Annotated in this window: 24 protein-coding genes and 1 other annotated feature; of the genes, 3 read left to right on the top strand and 21 right to left on the bottom strand. The window is 39.8% G+C overall.

Going from position 1 to position 25,786, the window contains the following annotated elements; all coding sequences use genetic code 11:
- Positions 1-11 precede the first annotated feature (11 nt).
- From MLE13_RS06805 to MLE13_RS06760, 10 genes are all read right to left on the bottom strand, one after another.
- The gene (locus MLE13_RS06805) at positions 12-815 is read right to left on the bottom strand and encodes a 2-phosphosulfolactate phosphatase (protein ID WP_240748863.1); all 804 of its coding nucleotides are present in this window, start codon (positions 813-815) and stop codon (positions 12-14) included.
- Between the two features lie 36 nt (positions 816-851).
- Positions 852-1,436 carry a TetR/AcrR family transcriptional regulator gene (locus tag MLE13_RS06800; protein WP_240748861.1) on the bottom strand — a complete coding sequence of 195 codons (585 nt, stop codon included), beginning with the start codon at positions 1,434-1,436 and terminating at the stop codon, positions 852-854.
- Positions 1,437-1,459: 23 nt separating this feature from the next.
- A complete protein-coding gene (locus MLE13_RS06795; protein ID WP_065525361.1) occupies positions 1,460-2,008 on the bottom strand; it encodes a TRAP transporter small permease in 549 nt (182 codons plus the stop codon).
- Positions 2,009-2,031: 23 nt separating this feature from the next.
- Positions 2,032-3,354 (bottom strand): TRAP transporter large permease, encoded by a 1,323-nt coding sequence (locus MLE13_RS06790; protein WP_240748859.1) that lies wholly within the window; start codon positions 3,352-3,354, stop codon positions 2,032-2,034.
- Positions 3,355-3,434: 80 nt separating this feature from the next.
- Entirely contained in the window at positions 3,435-4,547 is a 1,113-nt protein-coding gene (dctP, locus tag MLE13_RS06785) for a TRAP transporter substrate-binding protein DctP (protein WP_240748857.1), read from the bottom strand.
- A 66-nt stretch (positions 4,548-4,613) separates the two neighbouring features.
- Entirely contained in the window at positions 4,614-5,594 is a 981-nt protein-coding gene (locus tag MLE13_RS06780; RefSeq protein ID WP_240748854.1) for an NADPH:quinone oxidoreductase family protein, read from the bottom strand.
- 15 nt (positions 5,595-5,609) lie between these two features.
- Complete coding sequence (locus MLE13_RS06775) at positions 5,610-6,836, bottom strand: acyl-CoA dehydrogenase family protein (RefSeq protein WP_240748852.1); 1,227 nt, start codon at positions 6,834-6,836, stop codon at positions 5,610-5,612.
- Complete coding sequence (locus MLE13_RS06770) at positions 6,829-8,409, bottom strand: class I adenylate-forming enzyme family protein (protein WP_240748850.1); 1,581 nt, start codon at positions 8,407-8,409, stop codon at positions 6,829-6,831. Before MLE13_RS06770 ends, MLE13_RS06775 begins: the two co-directional genes overlap by 8 nt.
- Before the next feature lie 198 nt (positions 8,410-8,607).
- The gene (locus tag MLE13_RS06765; RefSeq protein WP_240748848.1) at positions 8,608-9,327 is read right to left on the bottom strand and encodes a YebC/PmpR family DNA-binding transcriptional regulator; all 720 of its coding nucleotides are present in this window, start codon (positions 9,325-9,327) and stop codon (positions 8,608-8,610) included.
- Positions 9,328-9,474: 147 nt separating this feature from the next.
- Positions 9,475-10,572, bottom strand: a complete 1,098-nt coding sequence (locus MLE13_RS06760; RefSeq protein ID WP_240748846.1) for a nitric oxide synthase oxygenase — start codon at positions 10,570-10,572, stop codon at positions 9,475-9,477.
- Between the two features lie 138 nt (positions 10,573-10,710).
- On the opposite strand from MLE13_RS06760, the gene MLE13_RS06755 reads away from it, so the two are divergent.
- Complete coding sequence (locus tag MLE13_RS06755; protein WP_240748844.1) at positions 10,711-11,499, top strand: HAD family hydrolase; 789 nt, start codon at positions 10,711-10,713, stop codon at positions 11,497-11,499.
- A gap of 333 nt (positions 11,500-11,832) precedes the next feature.
- Here MLE13_RS06755 and serA read toward each other — a convergent pair whose 3' ends face one another.
- The 11 genes from serA to MLE13_RS06700 form a co-directional block, all read right to left on the bottom strand.
- The gene (serA, locus tag MLE13_RS06750; protein WP_240748843.1) at positions 11,833-13,419 is read right to left on the bottom strand and encodes a phosphoglycerate dehydrogenase; all 1,587 of its coding nucleotides are present in this window, start codon (positions 13,417-13,419) and stop codon (positions 11,833-11,835) included.
- Positions 13,416-14,579 (bottom strand): pyridoxal-phosphate-dependent aminotransferase family protein, encoded by a 1,164-nt coding sequence (locus tag MLE13_RS06745; RefSeq protein ID WP_240748841.1) that lies wholly within the window; start codon positions 14,577-14,579, stop codon positions 13,416-13,418. Before MLE13_RS06745 ends, serA begins: the two co-directional genes overlap by 4 nt.
- 94 nt (positions 14,580-14,673) lie before the next feature.
- Positions 14,674-14,900 (bottom strand) — a binding site (T-box leader).
- Between the two features lie 239 nt (positions 14,901-15,139).
- Positions 15,140-15,718 (bottom strand): TerD family protein, encoded by a 579-nt coding sequence (locus tag MLE13_RS06740; RefSeq protein ID WP_240748840.1) that lies wholly within the window; start codon positions 15,716-15,718, stop codon positions 15,140-15,142.
- Positions 15,719-15,736: 18 nt separating this feature from the next.
- The gene (locus tag MLE13_RS06735) at positions 15,737-16,819 is read right to left on the bottom strand and encodes a toxic anion resistance protein (protein ID WP_240748838.1); all 1,083 of its coding nucleotides are present in this window, start codon (positions 16,817-16,819) and stop codon (positions 15,737-15,739) included.
- A gap of 20 nt (positions 16,820-16,839) precedes the next feature.
- Positions 16,840-18,453 (bottom strand): YceG family protein, encoded by a 1,614-nt coding sequence (locus MLE13_RS06730; protein ID WP_240748836.1) that lies wholly within the window; start codon positions 18,451-18,453, stop codon positions 16,840-16,842.
- Positions 18,454-18,477: 24 nt separating this feature from the next.
- Entirely contained in the window at positions 18,478-19,293 is an 816-nt protein-coding gene (locus MLE13_RS06725; protein ID WP_240748834.1) for a hypothetical protein, read from the bottom strand.
- On the bottom strand, positions 19,290-20,399 hold the full coding sequence (locus MLE13_RS06720) for a cysteine protease StiP family protein (protein ID WP_240748833.1): 1,110 nt from the start codon (positions 20,397-20,399) through the stop codon (positions 19,290-19,292). The genes MLE13_RS06725 and MLE13_RS06720 overlap by 4 nt, the downstream gene beginning before the upstream one ends.
- Positions 20,396-21,766, bottom strand: coding sequence for a phosphoribosyltransferase family protein (locus tag MLE13_RS06715; protein WP_240748831.1), 1,371 nt, complete (start codon positions 21,764-21,766; stop codon positions 20,396-20,398). The genes MLE13_RS06720 and MLE13_RS06715 overlap by 4 nt, the downstream gene beginning before the upstream one ends.
- Entirely contained in the window at positions 21,699-22,844 is a 1,146-nt protein-coding gene (locus MLE13_RS06710; RefSeq protein WP_240748829.1) for an HpcH/HpaI aldolase/citrate lyase family protein, read from the bottom strand. Before MLE13_RS06710 ends, MLE13_RS06715 begins: the two co-directional genes overlap by 68 nt.
- Positions 22,845-22,951: 107 nt before the next feature.
- The gene (locus tag MLE13_RS06705) at positions 22,952-23,530 is read right to left on the bottom strand and encodes a TerD family protein (RefSeq protein ID WP_008498412.1); all 579 of its coding nucleotides are present in this window, start codon (positions 23,528-23,530) and stop codon (positions 22,952-22,954) included.
- 14 nt (positions 23,531-23,544) lie between these two features.
- Positions 23,545-24,162 (bottom strand): TerD family protein, encoded by a 618-nt coding sequence (locus MLE13_RS06700; RefSeq protein WP_240748827.1) that lies wholly within the window; start codon positions 24,160-24,162, stop codon positions 23,545-23,547.
- Between the two features lie 276 nt (positions 24,163-24,438).
- Between MLE13_RS06700 and MLE13_RS06695 the strand changes: the two genes are divergently transcribed.
- Both MLE13_RS06695 and MLE13_RS06690 read left to right on the top strand, forming a co-directional pair.
- The gene (locus MLE13_RS06695; RefSeq protein WP_346429156.1) at positions 24,439-25,383 is read left to right on the top strand and encodes a glycosyltransferase family 2 protein; all 945 of its coding nucleotides are present in this window, start codon (positions 24,439-24,441) and stop codon (positions 25,381-25,383) included.
- Positions 25,373-25,768: a GtrA family protein gene (locus MLE13_RS06690; RefSeq protein ID WP_008430244.1), complete on the top strand. Its 396-nt coding sequence runs from the start codon at positions 25,373-25,375 to the stop codon at positions 25,766-25,768. The genes MLE13_RS06695 and MLE13_RS06690 overlap by 11 nt, the downstream gene beginning before the upstream one ends.
- Positions 25,769-25,786 lie beyond the last annotated feature (18 nt).

The raw sequence follows: 25,786 nt of genomic DNA, 5'->3' as shown, positions 1-25,786 counted from the left end.
GCTTCCCCCCCTTACATTTCCTTAGTAGCTGTTACTTGATAATCATTGATAATTTTTCCTTCTATAAAAATCGGAACAACATCCACTTGCTCATGATGGCGAAGAACAAATTCGACAGCATCAGGAAAGTTAAATTTCTTCAGTAAATGAGCCGTTTCACATTCATACAAATCCACAAAAGACCTTTTCTCAGCATGTCTATAAGCCTCTCTAGCCAGCTTCGAAGAATCGGATAAATCATAGTCTCCCTTGATCATCAAATGTTCAACTATTTGCCCTGCACCGATAAAGTCTTCCATTGAAAAACGATTATCATTCCCGGAACAAATTAAAACAATAGAGGAATTATCTTGTTGCAGATGTATTTGCTCTGCAATCAAATGACCATTGACTAAAGATGAAATAAACAATGTCTTTGATTTACTCGCTTTTTCGATAGCGATCGTCCCATTTGTCGAACAAATGATAGCTCCTTTTTTTTCATCGCTTTGTCTAATTAGTCCAGGATCAGGATAACCAAATCCAGGAAGAGATTCTCCTTTTTTCTCACCTAACAAAATATGGGGCTCAGATTGTTTCTTTGATAACTCGATTGCACATTCACTGTCTTTAACTGCATAAATGGGCTCAAAGTTATTTTCAAGTAAAAAAGCAATCGTTGATGTTGCAAGGAAAACGTCGATGACGATTGCTGTACAAGCTGTCAACTTTTCTTCTGCAACGGCTTCTTTTTGGGTAATGACATGGACCTTCCTCATCGCAATCAATTCCTTTAATTTTTTCGACTGATTGTAATCAAAGTGCTTGGCAAGCATAAAAATTCTTATTAAGAGAAATTTCTCTTTCGCTTCTTATACAAGCATTCTTAAAAAATATTCCGCATAGATATCTTCTATTTCTTCTTTACTATACTGACCTTCTGGTGAATACCAGACTTGCACCCAGTTGGATGCGCCTAATATAATCATGCGAGCCATCTTTGGATTAGAAATAGTAAATTCTTCATTTTTTACACCTTCAGCTATAATTCTGTCGAAAATTTTAGCGTAGTTATCTCGCTTTCCAATAATTTCTTCGATGTTCTCTTCTGAGAAAAGTTGTTCTGGCTTAACAATCAGATTAAATACCTCTTTTTCCCGTATAGCAATGTCTAAATGTGCTTTTATCACTTTTTTCATTTTGTCCATTGAAGATATCTTTTCAGAACAGATGGCTTCTAACTTTTCCATAGCTGAGGATAAAATCAAATTATGACAGTTATACAGAATCTCTTCTTTGTTTTTGAAATAATAATAAAGAGATCCTTTAGTCATCAGCAATTCTGCAGCAATGTCTTCCATGGTGGCATTTTGATAGCCATTTCGTGAAATAACTAAACTTGCCGAACGAAGAATATCTTCTTTTTTCTTGGCTGCTTTTCGTTCTCGGAGACTCATACTGTCACCTCACTCATTCAGTTTCAAAGCAATTCTTCTGGTTTATTTTCTGTTTCTCTCATTACCATTGACGGATTGTTATCTAAAATATTTTTAATGAAAATAAAAATATTTTCAATGACAATCATGGCAAATGCGATAGGAATTAGGAAAAACAACGGATATAACGGATATAATGTTCCGGCAGCAGGAAAAGCGGTTTTTCGATCAAGACCGCTCATAGCATATTCCCAGCTGAATTGAACAATTAACACAAGGACAAACAATTCAAGCAGCAACATAAAGAAAATCATTATTTTTTTTGCTTTTTTGTTTAATCTCTCTAAAATCAAATCCATTTTCGGTAACACACCTGACGCATAAACGTACGCAAGACCTGGAAACACTACTAACGGCATCATGTAATTTTGAATTATCTCAAACCCTCCACGGATGGAGCTTGAAAAAAGTGTTCGCATGGTCACATCGTACACAATCATTAGCATCATCAGGAGCACACTGATACCACTAATCCAGATTCCCGCCAGTTTTATATAATGAAAAATGTTATAGGCTTTCCATACACCATTCACTCAAGTCCACTCCCTTCAATCACTCACATGGAATTTGGTAACCACGTGGCTAGTCCTGGAAACGCAATCATTAATCCACATACGACTACCATCGCGACAACGGCAAAAACCATCGAAATTCGGAATATCGACCCTGAACTAATTCCACTCACTCCTGCAACTGCGTAAACACTCAATCCGACAGGCGGCGTAATTAGCCCAATTGTACAAATAACAGCAACAAACACACCAAACCAAAGAATATCGACTTGAAGTTCCTGGATGATGGGAAGAATAACTGGAATTGACATTAAGATTACAGCAGCACCTTCTATAAACATGAACATGAAAAACAGCACAACCGAAATCGCAATCAACACTAATACCGGGGTATCCATGATTGGTTCAATCAACTTTATCAACTGTCGTGGCAGTAGAGATAAGGAAACAAAGCGTCCAAAAATTTGTGCCCCAATCATGATAATCATGACCATTCCCGTCAGTTTGATAGTTTCAACGACAGAGCTCTTGAAAAACTGAAAATTGACCTTCCCAAGAACTAATGCAGAAAGAAAACCTACGAAAGCTCCGACCGCTCCTGCTTCTGTCGGTGTAAAGATACCTGAATAAATGCCTCCAAAAATAATTAAAACTATGAGAATAGCAATGACGCTGACGATGACTAAACGGCTAATAGCTAATTTTTCTGGCGTATGTACCTCATGGATAACAGGTTCCTCGACTTGTTGCTGTTTTTTTCTATCCATTTGAAAATACACTAGCATTACTAAAATAAAAACAATCATCGTTAGTATTCCTGGGATGAAAGCACCGACAAACAAACTCCCTACAGGTGTCTCTGTTGCTACTCCATAAAGGATTAAAATAATACTCGGCGGTATGATTCCAGATAATGAGCCTCCCGATGCCGCAATTGCTCCAGCAAGTGGCGCGCTATAGCCATGTTTTCGTAATTCAGGAATCGCCACTTGGCCTAATGACGCTGAAGTAGCGGTTCCAGAACCTGACACCGCCCCTAACATTCCTCCAATGATTAAAGTCAAAATGCCTAGCAAACTATTCTTCCCTTTAGAGACTTTATGAACCATATAAAAAATATCTTGTACTAGACCTGAATGAAGAATAAACTGAGCCATCAGTACGAAAAGAGGAATGGTCGTCAAAGTATAACTGGCGACTCTGTTAAAAGGCTCATTTCCCAGTAACCCTGGTAAAATACCAAAGCCCTCCAGTAAGATCAAACCGATTATTCCGCTAGCAAGGAGTACCGAATGTATATACAATCCTGTTGCTAACAAGACAATCATCATTGCTAGAATAATTCCTATGACCACTAAGTTATCCATTTCCAACCTCCTTACATCAAATTATGAAAACAAAAGGGTAGCACTCTCCATATAAAAAGCCTCCCCTTTTGCTGAAATGGTTATTCCAGATTCATAATGGACTCTGGAACTTCACCACCCTCTTCAATTAGAAGATCTCTCCACATTTTAATAAGGTCATTTCCTGGCAAGCCATTTTCCTCCAGCAATGCAGCATAATCTGTCCAAGTTTCTTCAATACCATTGTTAAAATGATCTTGAACTGCTGGATCTAAATCAGCAAAATCAACAAACTTACCACCATTGGCTTCATTTTCAGGAATAATTTTCTCTGCTCGATTTATCCATTCCTGAGCACCTGGTTCAAAAATTTCTTCATTTGCCTGAATCATCGCTTCTTGAACATTCTCAGGCATTTCTTCCCATCTCTCTTGGCTCATTCCGATAAAGGAATTAAAGTGTCCAAAGTTGATACCAGTTAAGGTATAACGGAACAGATCTTGAAAACCATAGCCTGTCCAGTCGGCAATACTATAAAATGCCCCTTCAAATGTTCCTCGGCTTAAAGAGTCAAAAATTTCTACAGCCGGCATCGTGACACTATTGATTCCTGTTTTAGCGGCATACATCTCATGAATTCTTGAAGGAGTACGCAGCGAAGTGCCTTCAACATCACTCACTGTATTAAATTCATGACCAGTTGTTGAAATGGAGTATTCTTGGGTAGTCGAAATCGGAAACACCTTGAAATCCCCAAATTGCATTTCTGAGTATGTTTTGCCATCTGCTAGTTCTTCTTCACTTTCAAGAAGTTTTTTCCAAGCTTTTGAAGCAATCAATGTATCAGAATGGTTTAGTGGTAACATCGTCACTTCGGCCATCGGGAATTGGTCCGGCTGATAAATCGGTAAGACAAGTGCTACATCAACCGTACCGGTTTCGAGTGCTTCCGCCTCATCGGGTACAGATACTAGTTCTCCACTAGTAAAAGATTCAAACTGTACCTGTCCTTCCGTTAGTTCTTCGACTCTTTCCATCCAAGGTACCATTGAAGCTTCCCACCAGGCGTGCTGTGCACTTAGTCCAGTAGCTGCTCGCAAAGTAATTGTTTCATCTTCCGAAGAAGCAGTTGTTCCTTCAGTATCACCACAACCTGACAATAGTAAGATTACACCTAGACCTGCAATTGAAAAATGAGATTTGACTGATTTCATAATTTTTCCCTCCATCCATTTATTGTTGTGTTCTCTTTTGTATCCGCTTACAAAAATCTTTTTCTTTTAAGGTTTAACGACTAGCTTTCCGTAAGTTTTGCGATCCCCTAATAAATCCAATGCATTCGGAACTTCGTTAAATGAATATTCTTCATATATCATCGGACGAATAACGCCTTTTTCATATAAAGCCATTAATTCATAATGAGCTTTCATTACTTCTTCTGGATACAAATTGCGGAATAAACCGAAATGGACACCAACCACGGAATAGTTTTTTATCAAGGCGTGATTGGTTGGGGCATCCGCAATCCTTCCTCCTGCAAATCCAATGACCAACAATCGTCCTTCAAAAGCGATGCATTTTCGTGAACGGTCAAAAGTGTCACCACCAACTGGATCAAAAATAACATTTGCGCCTTTTCCTGCTGTGGCTTCCTTAACAATGGCAACAAAATCTTCTGTTCGATAGTTTATAACTTGATCAGCACCGAGCTTCTTACAAATTGCGGCTTTTTCATCACTACCAGCTGTGGCAATGACCGTAGCTCCCGCTGCTTTCCCAAGCTGAATTGCTGCAGAGCCAACTCCTCCTGAACCTGCATGCACCAATAAAACTTCCCCTTTTTGAAGACGCGCTGTCCGATGCAAAGCAAAATATGCAGTTTGGTAAGTGATAAACAATGCAGCTGCTTCGCTATAGGAAAGTGAAGCGGGAATAGGGAAGACCCCTTCTTCCTTCGTCACTGCCCATTCTGCAAGGCCACCCGTCGGTAATTGCGGTGTCGCTAAGACGCGCTGGCCTGGTTGAATGCTTACTCCTTCTCCGACTTTTTCTACAACACCTGAAATTTCAGCTCCTGGCGTAAAGGGTAGGTCATGCTTTTCCTGGTATTTTCCTTGGCATTGAAGGATATCGAAAAAATTCAAAGCAGCTGCTTCTACTTTCACGAGCACTTCTCCTGCTTTTGGTTCTGGATTTTCAATTTCCGTAAGTTCTAGAGCTTCCTGTGGGTCTCCAATTCGGAGTACGGTCCAAGCTTTCATCAAGCCACTCCTTTCTTATTTCGCATGTGAAATTTCTTTTAATTGTTCACGTAGTTCAAGACGACCTACATCACGCAAATGGACTTGGTCCGGTCCATCAACTAAACGAAGAGTGCGGGCATTCGCATAATGTGCTGCTAATGGGAAATCTTCTGTTAATCCAGCTCCACCAAATACTTGTATAGCGCGATCGATAACATTCAGTGAAACGCGCGGTACCGCTACTTTAATCATGGCGATCTCTTTACGCGCAGCTTTTGCACCTTCCGTATCAATCTTATGTGCTGCATGTAAAGTTAGAAGACGGGCCTGCTCAATTTCAATTCGACTTTCAGCAATAATTTCTTTAATAACGTCTTTTTCAGCCAAAGTAGAACCGAATGCTTCTCTACTGTCCGCTCGCTTACATAATAAATCGAGTGCTCTTTCGGCAGCCCCAATTGCACGCATACAATGGTGAATGCGACCAGGTCCCAAACGCCCTTGTGCGATTTCAAATCCTCTTCCTTCGCCTAGTAACATATTGGATACTGGTACTCGAACATTCGTGTAATGTACTTCTGCATGTCCTTGTGGTGCATCATCATAACCGAAGACTGTAAGCGGTCGGATGATTTCCACTCCCGGTGCATCAAAAGGTACGAGAATCATTGATTGTTGCTGATGTTTCGCTGCATTCGGGTCTGTTTTCCCCATGACAATTGCAATTTTACAGCGCGGATCCATCGCCCCTGTAGTCCACCATTTCTTTGCATTAATAACGTATTCATCGCCATCACGAACGATGCTACTTTGGATATTAGTAGCATCTGAAGAAGCAACAGCAGGTTCAGTCATCGAAAAGCAAGAGCGAATTTCTCCACGTAATAATGGCTCGAGCCATTGTTTTTTCTGTTCTTCTGTTCCGTACTTAACGAATACTTCCATGTTTCCGGTATCTGGTGCGTTGCAGTTAAATAACTCTGGTGCTATCAATGAACGACCCATGATTTCGCATAGATGTGAGTAGTCATAATTCGACAAGCCTGCTCCGTATTCAGGATGGTCTATAAACAAATTCCATAAACCCTGTTCTTTTGCTTTGTCCTTTAGTTCTTCGATGATAGGTGGAATCGTCCAACGGTCATCAGCTTCCTCTAAGTATTTTTCGACAGTCGCTTCATTTGGATAAACATATTCGTCCATAAATTTTATTAGTTTTCCTTTTAATTTTTCTGCCTTCGGTGATAATTCTTTAAGCATTTGTTTTTCCTCCAATGTTTTTCAACGTATTTTTCAAAATTTTACCGGATGCATTTCTTGGTAGGCTATCGATTAACTCAAACTCTTCAGGTATTTTAAATTTTGCAAGCGACTTTTTACAATGCTCTTTTAGAGCGGTAAAATCGCGTCCATCCAATTTTGGACCCACTACAAACGCTTTTATTTTTTCTCCAAAAACCGGATCTGGTTCACCAATTACTGCAGCTTCTACTACATCAGGATGTGCCTTTAATACATCTTCTACCTCAATCGAGAAAATCTTTTCTCCAGCGCGATTGATCATATCCTTCTTACGGTCTCGTATATAGATAAATCCATCTTCATCCTTTGTACCAAGATCACCTGAATGCCAGTACCCTTCTGTAAAATTAGAATGATTGGCTACCGGGTTTTCCCAATACTCTTTGACAATCATTGGTCCTTTAATATAAAGCTCCCCAGCTTCCCCAGCTTGGCATTCCTTTCCTTCTGCGTTAACGATTTTAATTTCGCCCACTTTTACAGGGAGTCCTACTGAAGTTACCTTGGAATCAGGATACGCTACTGGCATTAACGTTGCTGGAGAACTTGTTTCTGTCGCTCCATAAGCATTATGCAATTGGGCATTTGGAAATGCTTTTTTTAACATCGTAAAGGTTTGCTGATAAATAGGTGAACCTCCAAAAGCTACTTTTTTCACAAAGTCAAACGAGTGTTTCTGAAATTCCTCACTGGTAGACATCATGATGAAAATGGTCGGTACATTAAACAGGAAATTAATCTTGTTATCAATTATCCGTTTGATATATTCTTCATTCTGATAGCGCCGCATGCTATAGGCAGTTCCGCCAACATAAAACATATGTAATAGTTGACCAATTAGCCCGGTAACATGGAACATCGGTACCGCAATAAGTGTATTAAATGTATCGTCTGTTTCAAATCCCAGTTTAAAATTCATTAAACTATGAATAACATTGATATGGCTCAACACTGCGCCCTTAGGTTGTCCAGTAGTACCAGAAGTGTAAATGATGAAAAGATTATCTTCTTCGTTGACTGTGATTTGCTCATAATGACTTTCCTTATTCAAGAGCTCTTCGTATGTATTTTCACCACCAATAATAAAAATATTTTCGTGCGCAACTCCTGAAACACCTTCGCTAGCTTTTTTCACTTTACCTTCAAATTCTTGCTCGCTGATAATAATACTTGGTTTGGAATTCCCAATAATATATTGAAGTTCCTCCACAGCTAATTTGACGTTAATGGGAACCATGACCGCACCGATTTTTGCACATGCTATAACTAGTAAAGGAAATTCACAACTATTGCCAACTACGGCCGCTACACGATCCCCTTTTTTAATTCCTCGCATTTGAAGGTTAGCAGCAATAATCGTGGCTAGCTCTTCTAGTTGCCGATAACTCAAAGATTCTTCTTCCGTCACAACTGCCAGTTTTTCACCATAGATTTTACAGCTTTCACTTACTGCCTCTCCTATAGTTTGTAGACGTTCTTTAAAAACCTTGACTCCTTGGCGACCAAACAAGCTTATTTCTTGAATTTCCATAAAACGCCTCCTCATAAACCAGAATGAAAACCCTTACATTTAGATACAAAAAATAAAATAGTCATAATTTTCATACTATTGCTTCAAATTCAGTATAATTGTTCTTTTTTTGAATTACAAGTCAATTTTAAAATTAACGGAATATTTTTAAAATAAATAAAAAAGATGCTCTGAATTAATCAGAGCATCTTTCCCTATTTATCCTTCTAAATCTACGTTGTGATAAACCTGTTGTACATCTTCTAAATCTTCAATTGCATCAATCATTTTTTCAAATTGTGCTTGCGCATCTTCTGGTAACGGCAATTCGTTTTGAGCAAGCATTGTCAACTCAGCTACAGTAAATTCTGTTATGCCTGAATTTTTAAATGCTTCTTGTACTAAATGATATTGATCAGGTTCTGCATAGACGATTACGCCATCTTCTTCTTCCATAATGTCGCGAACATCGATGTCGGATTCCATCATCAACTCGAGAACTTCGTCAGCTGTTTTTCCTTCGACACCAAATACAGCCGTGTGGTCGAACATATAAGCAACCGATCCACTAACCCCCATGTTGCCGCCATTTTTCCCAAATGCTGCACGAACATCTGAAGCTGTACGGTTAACGTTGTTCGTTAGCGTATCTACGATGACCATCGAGCCATTTGGACCGAAACCTTCATAACGCAATTCATCATAGCTTTCTTCTGATCCACCTTTAGCTTTTTCAACTGCACGGTCAATAATTGCACGTGGAATGCTGTATGTCTTTGCTCGTTCTAATACTACTTTCAAGGCTTGGTTAGATTCTGGATCTGGCTCACCTTGTTTAGCAGCTACATATATTTCGCGGCCGAATTTTGCGTAAATCCGACTTGTATTGGCATCTTTAGATGCTTTCTTTTCTTTAATATTATTCCATTTGCGTCCCATTAAATTTCCTTCTCTCTTCAAAGTTTCACATAACATACTATTCACTATCTACTATTATAATACAAATCATTCAAATGTACCGCAAATCGCTAATAAAAACCGCAGTTTTAACCCATTTAAAAAGTACGCCAGATCAACTTCTGCTTATTAATACGGAGAAGGTTGGTGAAAGTAATTCGGTTTAATCAACTTGTTTTTATAAGACTTGTGAAAAATATGCGTCGTAGCTGGAGACATCGGCGGAATGAGCCACGCCCAGTTCCCAGTAACATCTCGGCCTTCGTTTTCTTCTTTTTTCTCAAAATTTTTGAATTGCTTCGCTGCCGTGTGATGATCAACGATGGTCACGCCCACTTCTTGGTAAGACTCTAAAACTGCAATGTTCAATTCAACTAATGCTTTGTCTTTCCATAAAGAACGATTTGACTGTGTATTCAACCCCATAAGTTCTGCTACTGCCGGCAAAGCATTATAGCGGTCTTCATCCGCAAGATTTCTTGCACCAATTTCAGTGCCCATATACCAGCCGTTAAAAGGTGCCATTTTGTATTCAATGCCACCAATTTCTAGTAACATATCAGAAATTAAAGGAACCCCGTACCATTTCAATCCTAGTTGTAAAAATCCAGGGATTTCCGGATGATCTATTTCAACTTCCTTAATCGATGGTTGCGGAATTTCCTTTAAAAACAGTTCACCATTCGGCATTTCAAGGACTAATGGCAAAATATCGAAAGCGGATCCCACTCCTTGCCAGCCAAGTTTTTGACAACGTTTTGTTAATTCAACTGAACTTGAATCGCCAATAATGCCTTCCGCTGTTTTATACCCAGCATAACGGACTAGCTGGTGATTCCATAAGCGCATAGCTTTTTTATTTTTTTGTTCTTGATGAAAAATGGTAATTGCAGGACGGACTTTACCGCCATTTGTGGCAAAGTCGATATGTCGAACCAATGCATCAAAAACACCGGCCGCTGTTTTTTCCTGTCTTTGGTCAAATATCGTCAGTGAATTCCAAAACAACCGACCAATGCAGCGATTATTATTGCGCCAAGCCATGCGTGCGCCATGTTCCAACTCTTCGAAACTATGCGTATAGGTTCCGGTATTAATGATTTCTATTTTGATTTCGAGTAATCTGCTCGATTTTTCGGCCTTGCTCTTCCCAAGCTCTCCATAACAAGTTTCTATAAAGTTAGTCGCTTCTTCTAATAAAAGCATCGTCGAATTGCTAATGGTCATTGTCTTCACTCCTTATCCATATCATACACCTTGAGTCCTACTCTTTTCTGTGACAGTTCTCTGAACCCCTATATTTCCACCCACTTTTCCAGTACACTTAATGAAAAGTAAAGATATTGTCAGGGGGAGCTCACACCGATGGTAAAAGCGATTTTTTTCGATTTAGACGATACGTTGTTATGGGATAAGAAAAGTGTGGAAAAAGCATTTCAAGAAACATGTCTTTTGGCCGAAGAATTAACAGGTCAGGCTTGTTCTGGTCTAGAGGAAGCAGTAAGAGCTGCAGCAACTGAACTGTATTCAGGGTATGATACATATGACTTCACGAAAATGATAGGCATTAATCCTTTCGAAGGACTATGGGGAACTTTTGATGATGAAGGAGAAGATTTCCAAAAGATGAAAACCATCGTTCCGAGTTATCGCCAAGAAGCTTGGAAGCTTGGCTTACAGAAAATCGGAATTGAAGATCATGCTGAAATTGGCAGTCAACTCGCTGAATATTTTCCTGAAGCACGTAAAAGAAATCCTGTCCTATATGAAGAAAGCTTAAATGTACTCGCTGAATTGAAAGAACATTATCAGTTGCTTTTACTAACAAACGGTTCACCTAGTTTGCAACAACTTAAACTTGAAATCACACCTGAAATCGCGCCTTTTTTCGATCACATCATTGTATCTGGTGCATTTGGAAAAGGAAAACCAGACCCTGACATTTTCTATCATGCTTTATCTAAATTCGACTTTACCGCCGACGAAGTATTGATGGTCGGAGATAATTTAATGACAGACATTATCGGTGCTGGAAAAGTAGGCATCCGCTCTGTTTGGATCAACCGTGAACAAAAAGCTCCTCACGAAACCATCATCCCGACATATGAAATACAGCATTTAGAAGAATTACTTCAACTGTTAGAACAACTTTAATAGAATAGGAGGTCCTCATAACGAGGATCTTAGACTATAGACAAACTCGATTTATACGAGCTTTCTATAGTTTTTTTTTGAAACTAAACCGCTCTGGTCGCTTTGGGGATGGCTACCGCCAGAAGCCACGAAGACCACCTGTCTTCTGGCTTCGCCTACCCCGTAGACGCGCCTTCGCTAGTGTGTGGTTCTGTTTTAACGAAATGAACTAGCCTCTTATCCTTGCTGGTCAATGTCTTATATAAAAAACGCAATGATAAACATGATGACAAAAAACGTCGATTGTCAAAAACATCAAAAGGAGGTTCTCGTAGTGAGGACCTCCTTTTGGTTTTATAAGTTAATAGCTGTAACTCCTTGAATTTCATCTAATTTCGCCAATTGCTCGAGACTGCCTGCTTCTGCAGGTTTATCGATTGATAACATCATGATGGCACTTCCCCCAACAATTGACCGTCCCACTTGCATCGTAGCAATATTGACATTTTCTTGACCCAGTAAAGTTCCCACTCGTCCGATTACACCTGGGCGGTCATTATGACTAACGTACAATAGATGTCCTTCTGGTACAACATCTACTAAATAATCATCTACTTTGACAATCCGTGCGCCTTGTCCGTTCAATAATGTCCCAGCCACTGTTCGAATGCCATTAGCCGTTTTTACTTCTACTGTGATGAGCGTCATAAACCCTTTCGATTCAGTAGTCTTTTGTTCAGTAACTACGATGCCTTTTTGGTTAGCAAGGTACAAAGCATTTACATTATTGACTTGCTTACCAAGATGTCGCTTCAGCATCCCTTTTAACATATTGCGCGTTAACGGCCTTACATCCATATTCGCTAATTCTCCTGCATAGCGAACAATAACTTCCTCTGCCGTTGTACCCGTCAAATCTGTTAGAAAAGCACCTAGACGTTCTGACAAATCAAAATAAGGTTCGATTTTTTTCATAATCTCTTTAGGTACTGATGGTAGATTGACTGAGTTGCGTACGGTGCCAGTCGTGAAATAGCTCACCACGTCCACACTAACGTCCACAGCGACGCTTTCTTGCGCTTCAAAGGTGCTTGCGCCTAAGTGAGGTGTCGCGATGATTTCTGGTAAATCCAATAAACGAAAATCAACCATTGGCTCTTGTTCAAAAACATCGAGTGCTGCTCCGGCAACTTTCCCAGATTTCACAGCATCGTACAACGCATTTTCATCAATAATACCGCCACGTGCACAATTGACAATTTGAACGCCGTCTTTCATGATTTCAAATGCTTCTTTATTGATCAAATGCTTTGTTTCTTTTAATAGCGGTGTATGGACCGTTATGAAATCCGCTGCTCTTAACACATCTTCTACCGAGCCAAAATCGACACCCAGTTTTTCTGCTTTTTCAGCCGTTAAGAAAGGATCATACGCAATAACGTTCATTCGCTGACCTTTTGCGCGTGCCGCTACTTCTTGCCCGATTCGTCCAAATCCAACAACACCAAGTGTCTTGTTTTTTAATTCAACGCCGACATATGATTTCCGGTCCCATTGCTGATTGCGCAATGCATGGAAAGCTTGAGGGATTTTACGTGCCATCGACATAATCATCGCCATCGTATGTTCTGCAGCTGAATTGGTGTTACCATCCGGCGCATTCACAACAATAATTCCGTGCTCTGTGGCGGCTTCTAAATCGATGTTATCGACTCCAACACCGGCACGTCCAATGATCTTTAAGTTCGATGCTTTTTCGATCAACTCACGTGTTACTTGCGTTTGGCTACGTACCAGTAAGGCGTCAAAACCATGAATACGATCTTCTAATTGTTCTGGAGTTAAATTGGTTTCCATGACGATGTTTACACCGTTTGCCTGGCGTAAAGGATAAATTCCTTCTTCGCTTAATGGGTCACTAATTAGTATATGAAATGTCATTTCGTTTTCGCTCCTTCTGTTAAAAAGACTCGCTGTGCAGCGGCAGTTCCTTTACCAAGTTCGATTTCTTTCCCGACTTTCATCAACCCAATTTCCATCGCTGCGATAGTTTGTAACATATCTGCCGGAGAGCAATAGCCCATATGACCGATACGGAAAATCTTTTTCGCTAAATGCTGCTGACCGCCTGCCACTTCTAAAGCAAATTCTTTCTTCATGACTTTACGGAATTCTTCAGCATCAAAATCATCTGGTTTTACAGCAGTAACAGTTGGTGAAGCATCTTTATCAGAAGTTAGCAATGGAATTCCTAATGCGTTAAACGCTGCACGTGTCATATCTTTCATCAAACGATGTCTCGCATACACGTTCTCCAAACCTTCTTCTTCCAACAATACAAGCACTTGCTGTAAGCCAAATAAAATCGACAAGGCCGGAGTAAAGGGAGTGGTATCTTTTAAAATATTGTCGCGGTGTTTTTTAAGATCTAAATAAAATCGTGGTTGAGGATTAGCTTCGATTTTCTTCCATGCGCGTTCGCTTGCTGCGATAAACGAAAGTCCTGCAGGTAGCATAAAGGCTTTTTGTGAACCTGTCACAACTACATCAATTCCCCATTTGTCCATTTCGGTTTCCGTACCTGCTACACACGATACGCCGTCAACAATCACAAGAGCTTCTGATACTTCTTTTACAGCAGTAGCCAATTCTTTAATTGGATTTAGAACCCCTGTTGAAGTTTCACAAAATGTAGAAAATACCACTTTGATTTCTGGATGTTCCGAAAGGAAGTTCTTTACCGCTTCCGGATCCACTGCTTGTCCCCACTCTACTTCGAAAACATGAGTTTGAATCTCATATGCTTTACAAATTTTTGAAAATCGATCGCCGAATGCGCCTGTTACAAGAACCAGAACTTCTTCACCAGGAGCAACTGTATTGACTACAGCCGTTTCTAGTCCCGCAGTTCCACTGCCAGTCAAAATGATGACTTCTTGTTCTGTTCCAAAAACACGTTTTAGCCTTGGTCGGATGTCACTAATCATGTCAGATGTACTTTGTCCACGGTGTCCAATCATCGGTTGCGTCATCGCGCGTTGCACACTTGGCGGGATTGGTGTTGGTCCTGGGATTCGTAAAATTTGTTGGTCTGTCAGCATAATGATTCTATTCCCCTCTCGATTTCCCCGCTTCCACGGGTCAGTAAGTTACGTATTAAAGTGAAAAAAGACCCTTCTCCCCCTACATAAAGATGTAAGGGGCGAAGAGTCTTCTGTTCGCGGTACCACCCTAATTCACTGTCAAAAAACTGACAGTCTCATTGGTTCACATGCGTAACGGGCACGAATCGGATGGACCTACTAATTTGTTCAATCCATCTATTCAGGAGTGCTACTAAATGCTGAAACCACTGATTCTCACCAACCATCAGTTCTCTTGAGATTTCCTTGCACAAAGTGTATCTCCATCAACATAGTTAATCTGTATATTTGAATTGACTCCATCATATACAGCGATAAAACCATTGTCAATATATAAAAAATATTAAGATTATTTTGCAAGCGTTTCCACTTTCCATAAACCTAGTAGCCATAAGACTTCAAGAAATCCAAAAAAATTTTCATAATTCAATCAAGCCCGTCTATTACTACTATCCTTTTTGTTCCCAAAAAATCAGCACAGAAAAACCGCCCACCAAAAGCTTGATGAGCGGTTCGTATTAGCTTAAGCCGAAATCATTTACTAATGCTGCAAGGCCGCCTTGGTAGCCGCTGCCAATTGCGTTGAATTTCCATTCGTTGCCGTGGCGGTATAACTCGCCAACTACTAAAGCTGTCTCGATTGAGAAATCTTCTCCAAGATCATAGCGGATGAGTTCTTCATTTGAGTTTTCGTTCATAATGCGGATGAACGCGTTCGAAACTTGCCCAAAGTTTTGGCCTCTGCTGTCTGCTTCGTGAATCGTTACTGTAAATACCACTTTATGAATGTCAGCAGGAACGTTTGGCAAATCAACGATCACTTGCTCATCATCGCCGTCACCTTCACCAGTCAAGTTATCTCCTGTGTGAACAACAGATCCGTTTCCGCCTTCAAGATTGTTGTAGAATACAAAGTCTTCTGGTCCGCGTGATTTGCCGTTTTCACCTACTAAGAAAATAGATGCGTCTAAATCGAAATCGCCGCCACCGCTGTATTTGTTCGTATCCCAACCTAAACCAACGACCACTTTTGTAAGACCTGGGTTTGTTTTTGTTAAATCGATTTTCTGTCCTTTTGAAAGGTTAATTGCTGACATCGTAAATTCCTCCTCTAGTTAATTAGCTTTACGTTGAGCATCTTCATATTTCTTCTGCAATTCTTCGATGCGGAGACGTCCTTCTTCACGCATTTTACGATTTTCTTGCTCGATTTCGCGTGTGTCGTTCATCCCTTGCATAATAGTCTCCCATGTCTGTTCGATGGTTTCAATCTTGATGCTCGGTTGACCAGACATTCTAGCAATATCTACACTTTGACGTGAAATATCATTAGCGTTATTCAACAGCATTTCGTTCGTGCGACGATCCAATTCACTCATTGACTCGGCTACTAAGTTTTGACGCTTAGCTGCGATGGCATTGATCAAGCCTGTTTTAAAAATTGGAATGGTCGTAACAAAAGCTGAATTGATTTTCCCGATAAGCTTTGTGTTCCCACGTTGAAGCATACGGATTTGAGGCGCCGACTGGTAAGAAACTTGTTTTGCCATTTCCAAGTCGTAAACACGTTGTTCTAAAAGCTCAATGGCATTTTGCAAAGAGTTTAGTTCCATTAATGCCATTTGATCTCCAGATTCTGCTTTTGCACGAACAGCTGGCTCTTGTGCTCTTAATTCTTCTACTTTAATGTCGCCCGCTGCGATGTATTTTTCTAACTCCATGAAGTAATTGAAGTTTTGATTGTAGAGTTCTTCTAAAGTTGTTGTCGATTTCTTCATTTCGCCTTCATACTTTGTAATTTCAATGTATACTTTATCGATTTCAGTCCCCATCGTTTGGTACTTATTAAATAATTGTTCGATTACTTTATTGCCCTTATTGAAAATTTTATTGAGAAAACCTTTTTTTTCAACGAAATCTTTTTTATCGAATTTGTCCATAATTTTACCTAATTGCTTCAGTAATTCACTAGACTCTTCCATACTATTTGCTTGAACTGAGTTTAAGACTTTTCCAGTAAAAGCGGAAATTTCATTGGCTGGCTCACGGCCAAATTCCAATAAAGCGATTTGGTTTTTCGGATCAATTTTTTCAGCTAATTGAAGAACTTCAGGGTCTTTTTTCAACTGAACTTTTAATTGGTTTTCATCTTTCATCACCAATTCTTGTTGTTCAATTTGATCTGGCATATTGGTCATCCGTTTTCACTCCTTTTTGGCTATAGCCATTTTTTAAAGATTTTCTTCACTACGGACGGCTCACGGTATGGCTCGTTAAAGCTCCGTTCATCGAGCCAGTGTGTATCAAATGACTCTGCATCAATCCATCTTTCAATATCTTGATGCCCTTGAGGATTGATGACAATCACATCGAGACCAAACACATGAATTAATGCAATTGCATTAGCATCCGCACGGCTCAGTTCACCATCTTTTTCTTCGTTATAAAATAACATTGTTGGTACAAATTGCGGATAATCAAACAGCTGAATCAATTGAATGACCGAATCTGGTAATGCCATCGATTGCGAAAAAGCATAAAGTTGCAGCTCTTCAAACGACTCGCTACTTTGAGGTTGCAAGATTGGTTTTTCTACATGTCTTGCAATTGCAGCGGCAATTGCAGTCTGCACACCGTCAGGCAACTTATTGTATTTCCACCAATGTGCAGATTTCATCTTTTCAGGATCAAGTTGTCCACTTTTTCCAAGCGCTGCGCGGTAATGAAATTTCTGATTGCCTTTTCGTTCTTCGATAAACGGAAAACTTCGAATCAACTTCGTGTCTTCACGCTCAGTTAAGTTATGAACATTGTCCCAAAAACGTTTACGGTCTTTTTCAATGCCCATTACTTTAGAAAAGACGACAGGAATGTTGACTCGTCCACTCCCCACTGAAAAGGATGGTCGAACCATCGCACGTTCTTTAGCAAGCATAAATGCTTCGTCCATTGTTGTCTTCAATCGAACGGATTGTGTTAAATAAGATTTGAATTGAAATGGTTTATAGAGTCCCGAATCATCATGATGTAAAAGACGATCTACTTCTTGGGTTGCTCGGTAAGCGACCGTTCCTACGCGTTTTGGCTTTTCTTCCGGAAATGGCAAGAGTGAATCGGCATTTACTTGGAAACTATGACTATGAAGTCCTTCGCTTCCAATGGCTTTCTCAAACCAACGCTCTCCTTTTGGGTCAAAGACGATTATATGGAATCCAAAAGCTGTAGCAAATTTCAAAAACCAAGTTTCACTTTCTGTAACGCTGCCATACCATAAAAATCCTGGCAAACCTTTTTCTAGATCCAACTTTTCAATTTCAGGTTCGATATGATTAAATATCCATTTAACCAAGTCTGTCGTTACACGGCGGAAAGACGAATGAGTCGTATCTCCACCTGATTGCGCTTGAAACGCTTTCAGAATATCAATCAACACAATTCGCAAACGTCTATTGAGATCCGCGTCTTTCAACTTAGGGAGTAGTCCTTTACCGTCGAGAAAAGCTGTCATTCTACTGGGTGATAACCCTTTTTCTTTTTTATTCATTTCAAATAAATCTTGAAGTGTTCGCAATCGATCTTGTTCAATATGCTTGTTCATCTTGTCAGAAAGTCGAATTAACCGACCTTCTGACTCTTCCATAACGTCATAGATTGATGCGAAATATTCATCCACATCAAGTGTCATGCCTGTATATTGGCCCATCAATTGTGGGTACGTAATGCTAGTTTCTTCAATTTTAGTTTCACTGTGATCCACTATCGGTTTTTTCAGCCATTCCCCGATTTTCTCCGGATCCCAGGTTTTAGCGGGGATTGGATTCAATTGAACCATCGGAATCTCTCCTTGCTTTGTTGCTTACTGACGTTGCAGTGATATCTCAGCAACACGAGCTAAAATTTCCTCGCCTGCTTTAATGCCGTAATTTTCTGTCTTACGAATATGAGCTGAAGTAGGAGCTGCATTTTTCGCAGCTTCACCGTGGGATGCAAGCATGCCATAATCCGCACTTTCCAATAAATCAAGATCCAATAACGAATCTCCAGCAGCAACGACATAGCTAGCTCCTATACGTTTCTTAATATACTCCATTGCCCCTGCTTTCGTAATGCTTTCTGGCATAAAATATAATTTTCTGCCTTGAAGAGATAATCCCCAGCCCAGCTTTTTAAAAGTGGTGGTGTAAAAATCCAACTTGTCTTCCGGAAACCGAGCACGATCGATGATTAAATAAACAAACCAATCGTCTGCTTCTCTCACTTTTACTACCCAGTCTTCTGAAAAATGTCGCTCAATTTCCGGTAGCAATTCATTTATAACCGTTTTACGATCTATACATGTTTGGCGAATTTGGTCGGACCATTCTTTAATCGGTTGCCCATTTTCTAGAATAACCGCTCCATTAGAAATAACTGCAAAACGTGGTGGTTGTTGCCCTTCAAAAATACCGGTTACTCGCTCGTATTGAGCTTGAGTACGCGTTGTGACTGGGAGAAAAAAGGTTGAATCACCAATATTCCATAGTGCCGATTGACTCTTTTTTGTCATGAACGACAAAGGCTTGCCTTCGTAGCGCTCTACTTCGACTAACTCTTCTTCCGTGATGTCCATTCCCATTGAATTACAGGAATAAATCAATGTTTGATCTAAATCGCTAGCGAATAATACCGTCATATTTCTTTACCTGAACGGATCAAACCGATTGCGCGATAAAACAAGTCTGGAATCACTTCGACCGGCACGTCTTTTTCTTTTGCCAACATTAAAATATGATGTACATCCGGATTGTCCAAGCTATTAACAAGAACTTTCCACGGGCTTCTGCGGAGCAAAACACGTGTAGTTTCACCAACGCCTGGTTTAATCAAATGGTAATCGGTTTCACGATACATCTGCTGGCCGATTTCTTCGACTTCTTTCATGCCTTGCCACGTTCTTTTTGCTGTTACGGGAGTTGAGACAGCGTCTTTTTCGACTCTTTCTTGTGTTCCCTTAAAACAATCTGTAATTTGATCGACAAAGTCATTTGATAAATCTTCTTCCAGCAATTCACCGTAAAATTTCGCACCATGAAAATCATCTTCACCGATATACAGTTTGTTTAAAATGGTTCGGCTCACAAGTCCCGATACTGTCGCATTCAGACATGCGCTCGGAATAAGAAAGTCTTCGCGCGTACCGAATAATACTGCACACGCTCCGGGATCGGCCAGTACTGCCATATCATCATGGAGATTTAAGTTTTTCGTTTTATTGAGATGATTTACCGCCTTGGTCAATTCCTTTTGAATTGCCCCTTTTCCGGTCCATCCATCGACAAATTGAATGCGACTTGTCGGATGTGCAGCACGTATTGAATCGATCGCTTTTTCATCAATTCCTTTATCACGCAAAATAGAGACGCTATAATGTGGCCATTTCATATTCAATATTTTTTCAGCGTAACGGCGAATTAAGATGCCGATTGGGCTACCTGCTCTCGCTAAAGATACAAGGACAACATCATCTGTTCCTGCGTTCATAAAAATACGCCGTGTTACGAGGCCCACTAAATAAGCCAGTTGTTCTTTCGTTTTTACTACTGTTTCATGATAAAGCTTTGTATATTCATCAGAAGGTCGATATTCCATCGGCAGGCGCTCTGCGTAGTGAGCACCTGTTTGAACTGCTTTTTCGCGCTCTTCTAATGTACTTTCAGTAAATACTTCGCTTACATCTTTCAATAGGAAAGTGATGTCTTCTTTCGGATAACTCGTTTTTACTAAACCGGTAGCTATCATTCGATTTCTTCACTCCTTTTGGTAGTTGTTAGAGATATCCATTCTACTGGTGCTTTTTCTTCTAAATAAGCAAGTAAGGGCTGCCATTCAGAGGAATCGATAACCGATTCAGCAAGTAAATAAATCCGATCAATATCCAATTCATTCAAGTTGTAGATGAATTGGCTTATCCCTTCGGCATCTGGTAAATCAAACTTCGCTTTTTCTTGAATTGGATAGCCTGTTGTCTTTGCAGCGAAAATCGGACTACGCGTCGTCGTCTGTACGCGTGAATTGCCTCCTAATGCTAAAGCAAAACGAATTGGCAAATACATATTCTCCCCTACTCCAATGACCAATGCTTTATCGCTTTTTTTAGCAACTTGTGCTGCTGCAGTTTCTACCCAACTTGTGATTTCATCGTGTTCTTTACTCGTAAGGCCGAAGCGCCCCGTATGCGAAATATACTGTTGGTTTGTTTTCGAAACAACCGATAATTTGTTTTCACTCATTTCGATAGACGGAACCCTTTCTCCTGTACCATTTAACACTGTATCTTCAGGTTCTTCAGGTGCTCTGCTATGCACTAGTTCAAACTCACCGGACATTAACGATAAGATTTTCAAGCTAATTTCTCGGCTACTTGTCATTTTTTCTATCTTTTCTTGTTGGCTAGCATTTCGCCAATCGAGAATCGACAGCGACACGTAGTTTTTTCCAGGAAATTGATCATCCAATGCACAAACCAAATTTAACAAAGTATTGCCGGTTGAAATTTCATCGTCAATTAGCACAATGGTTTCAGCTTCTTCAAGCATTCCTGAAGGTGCATATACTTTATGGGAAGTTGCGTGGGAATGTTCTTCTTCAAAGACAAAAGATGGGGTCATGCCAACAATTTCTTCACGGGTTGTATGAAGATAAGCCGCTTTTTCAAAATGTTGAAAAACCGAATGACCAAGGCCTGTTGCAGTTTCTGCCATTCCGATAAAAACCGTTTTTTGCGGCAGCGCTTTTTTGAATTCGAGTGATTCAATGCTTAGTTCACGATTGGCTTTACCTGTTTCAATCATTTCCACAAGATAAGTTGTATTAGAATACCCTTTAAGACCTGCTTCTTCCAATAACAAAGAAGCTAGTAACGTTCCTGTTCCAAGCGCTACAGAAGGATTTACAGCTAAATGTTTGGCAATTAGCTTGCTAACAAATAAAAACTGACGCTTTTTGTTGACACGTAAAGCTACAGAAAAAAGCGATTCTGGTGAAAGCCCAAGATAAGCATCTGTAACTGAAATATGGATATTTAAGTTATCCCATAATTTAGTATTGATTTGATAATTGGTTCGCCCGGAGATGATTGAGGACGTCGATTGGTTGATAGTTTTCATTCAGCACCCCATAGACTTCCGCTTGAGCAATTACTTTTTTTGCCCAGCTCAAATGCGGTTTTACTTCGTTCATTTTGTTGCGTTTAGGACTTTGTAAAACACCATTTCTCCCCTTACTTTCATTGAGGATTAATTTGGCGTCTTCATAAGCCTCGAATGATATGATGTGTCCGGCATTAACGATTGAAATTTGAGAAGGATGAATGCATGTTTTCCCTTTAAACCCGTTTAATATATCCAGTTGGACTTCTTCCCAAAGGGTTTGTTCTGGTTTTGAAGAAAGCCAAAGTCTTTCTCCGACCGAAAAATGTTCATAGACAGGACCTGAAACTGTGAACCCGTCTTCTGAACGACCAAACTGGTTTAATATAGCAATCAGGCAATCACGAATGATGTGAACATCATAAATCGTCCGTTCAGCTGGACGCCGCAAGCCATAAAGACTAGAAAAATCGGTTGCCCCAACGCGAACGGTCAAAATACGTTCTGTTTCTGACTGTATAATTTCATATAATTCCGCTAAAGTCTGTTCACGAGATTCGCTGTACAGCACTTCTTTTGTTTCAAGTAAAGGCAAGGCGTATAGCTTTCTACCAGCTGCTTCACTGGCACGATCGAGCGCATCAAAAAACAATGGTAAAGTATCAGGTGAACATTTCGGAAAAACAATTCCTGTTATAACACTTAAAGCGCTTCCGGCAGTTTTGATCAATTTATCCAATTGATCCGGCGTGCGGATTCGCAAAAACAAAATGGGACCTGCTGCCAATTGTTCAGCACTTGCTTCTTCAAGCTTTTTAAATTCACTTATTGCATTTTTTTCCGCTTGCTCTAGTTCCGTATCCGCTACTGCATCTTCTAGGCAGATAATTAATGTGGTTAAGCCAGCAAATGTGCCTTTACTATATTCACCATTCAAAATTTTTTGAGCAAAATCCGCTCTAGATCCCGGTGTATAAAGTGCTGCGCCCAATGCTAAACTTAATGTTTCCCGTTTTGTATCACGGTTAAATTCTGCCGGGGAATATTTAAAAAAAGTCTTTAAATCAGAATCGGTTAATCCGTTAAAATGTCTCATACATGATCCCTCCCGGCATGCTGCCGTAACAGCCCGTTCAAATTATCCATTCCTTTATGAATGGAGAAAAAGCAAGGAGATAGTCTCCTTGCTTTTCCATCGTTTTCTCAGCTGTTTAAGCCAAAGTCTTTTACAAGCGACTCTAAGCCACCTTGATAACCGCTGCCAATGGCATTAAATTTCCACTCTCCGCCGTGACGGTAAAGTTCACCGACAACCACAGCAGTTTCAATTGAGAAATCTTCACCTAGGTCGTAACGGATTAACTCTTCATTTGTATCACCATTTACAATACGCACATATGAATTGCTTACTTGGCCAAAATTCTGACCGCGTGCTTCAGCATCATGGATTGTGATTGCAAAAGTGGCTTTTTCGATAGATGCAGGAATAGCTGATAGGTTAACGTTTACTTGTTCGTCATCCCCGTCACCTTCACCTGTTTTGTTATCGCCCGTATGCTCTACAGCACCGGCAGCGCCAGTTGTATTATTGTAGAAGATGAAATCAGCTTCTGATGCTGTTTTTCCTTCGCCATTCAATAGGAAGACTGAAGAATCCAAGTCGAAGTCTTGTCCACCGTCATATTTATTTGTATCCCATCCTAAACCAACAACTACTTTTGATAAGCCTGGGTTACTTTTAGTTAAGTCTACTTTTTGACCTTTTGATAAATTAATTGCCATTACTTCAACACTCCTTAAGAATATTTGTTTGCAATTGATCCGATATCAGGTTCTGATGCGCCTTCACCAATCGCAGAAAACTTCCAGTCAGTTCCTTGACGGTAAAGTTCGCCTGTAATTAGCGACATTTTGCCAGCATAATTTTCTGTTAAGTTATAATGAACCAGTTCTTCTTTCGACTGATTATCCACCAAACGAATAAACGCATTTTCAATCATACCGAAATCTTGTTTCTTTTTCTGTGCGTTGTAAATATTTACAACAAAAACTAAACGGTGAACTGATGGTGAAATTCGTTTCAAATCAATATTGATCATTTCATCATCGCCATCGCCTTCTCCAGTCAGGTTATCACCAGAATGGACTACGCTACCGTCTTTGCTTTTTTTATTGCCGAAATAGATTAAGTTTTCTTTTGCAGTCAACTTGCCGTTTTCATCCAGTAATAAGACAGATGCATCACAGTCAACGTCAGCTCCGCCGCCGCCTCCGCCGCCTAATAGATTACTTAAGAAGCCTCCACTTTTTTTGGTTGCAACTGGATCCCAGCCTAAGCCAACCATAATGCTCGAAAGCGATGAACGTCCTTTTGTTAAATCGATTTTTTGACCTTTTACAAGATTAATCGCCATTCCTAACACTCTCCATTCATCATTATGTATTCTATTTTAATGGTATTGGTCTAACATGTAAAATTCAACGAATAAAGTTTACCGGAAAGTTCAGTCATTTGGAATTTCCAAGGTTATAAAAACACGCTGAATCTTCAGAAAAATGTTTTCTTAAAACACCTGACGTATACTAATACGTATATAAAGCTAGAAAGTTTCATTTTCTTATGCTCACTTCTTAAATAGCAGGGGTAATGGGAGCTAGCAAATCATTTCAGTACCAATTGGAGAGGGGAAATAAAAATGAAGCTTATCTCGATCGTGGTTCCGGCTTATAACGAAGAAGCCAATATTGCAGCAATGTACGATAAATTGATGCAGGAACTAGAGTCGCTTCCCTATCGTTATGAAATTATGTTCATTAATGATGGTAGCAGTGATAACACCTTACAGGAAATTTTAAAATTAGCTGAAGCCCATGAACATATAAAATATATTTCGCTAACACGTAATTTTGGTAAAGAGTCCGCGATGCTCGCCGGCTTAAAACGCATTAAAGGAGATGCAGCCATTGTCATGGATAGTGACTTGCAACATCCGCCTACGTTGATTGGTGAAATGATTCAAGGCTATGAGGATGGCTTTAACCAAGTGGTAGCCAAACGATCTCGAACAGGCGATTCTAAAGTGCGTTCTTTGTTTTCTTCTCTTTACTACAAAATCATTAATTCAATCACTGATGTGGATTTGCAAGACGGTGAAGGAGACTTCCGTTTATTAAGTCGTAAAGCCATCAATGCCATTTTAGCATTAAGTGAAAGCAATCGTTTTTCTAAAGGTTTGTTCTCTTGGATCGGTCTTAGTAAAAAGACCATTAACTATGAAAATGTATTGCGTACGGATGGCGATTCAAAATGGTCATTTAGCAATCTCGTCAATTATGGCATCGATGGCATTATTTCATTTAATATGAAGCCTTTACGCGTTTGTTTTTACACAGGCTTTTTGGTTTTGTTCTTGTCACTCATTTATATTTTCTTTACACTCTACAATATTATGAAAGAAGGTATTGGTGCTCCAGGTTACTTTACGACGATTACAGCAATTCTGTTACTTGGTGGAATCCAGTTGATCAGTCTTGGTGTGATTGGTGAATACATTGGTCGAATTTATAATGAAACAAAGCAACGCCCTCATTTTCTTGTAGATATTAGCAATGCGGATGAATACCATGAATCTTAAAGCGCTCAATACTGAATTTACTCGTTTTATATTTGTCGGTGTACTTAATACCCTGAGTTACTACTCAATCTATTTAGTTCTTCATAACCTTTTCAATTTGCCTTACCTATTGGCACATATCGTCGGCTTTTTAATCAGTTTAAATATTTCATTTTTCTTAAACTGTTATGTCACGTATCGCATTAAGCCGACTCTTAAAAAATATTTGTATTTCCCATTAACACAAGTTGTGAATATGTCAGTTTCGACTATACTTATTTTTGTTTTTGTTGAATTTCTGCACCTCAACAGCAATATCGCGCCTTTTGCTGCGGTATTATTCACAGTTCCCATAACCTTTATCGTATCAAGCAAAATCCTTAAAGACACACCTTCACCAAAATAAGTAAAAAGACGGTGACAT

It is taken from the genome of Planococcus halocryophilus, assembly GCF_022489025.1.
GTDB lineage: Bacteria > Bacillota > Bacilli > Bacillales_A > Planococcaceae > Planococcus > Planococcus halocryophilus_A.
Note: the sequence above shows the minus strand (reverse complement) of the source record. Positions and strands in the feature narration are given on the sequence as shown.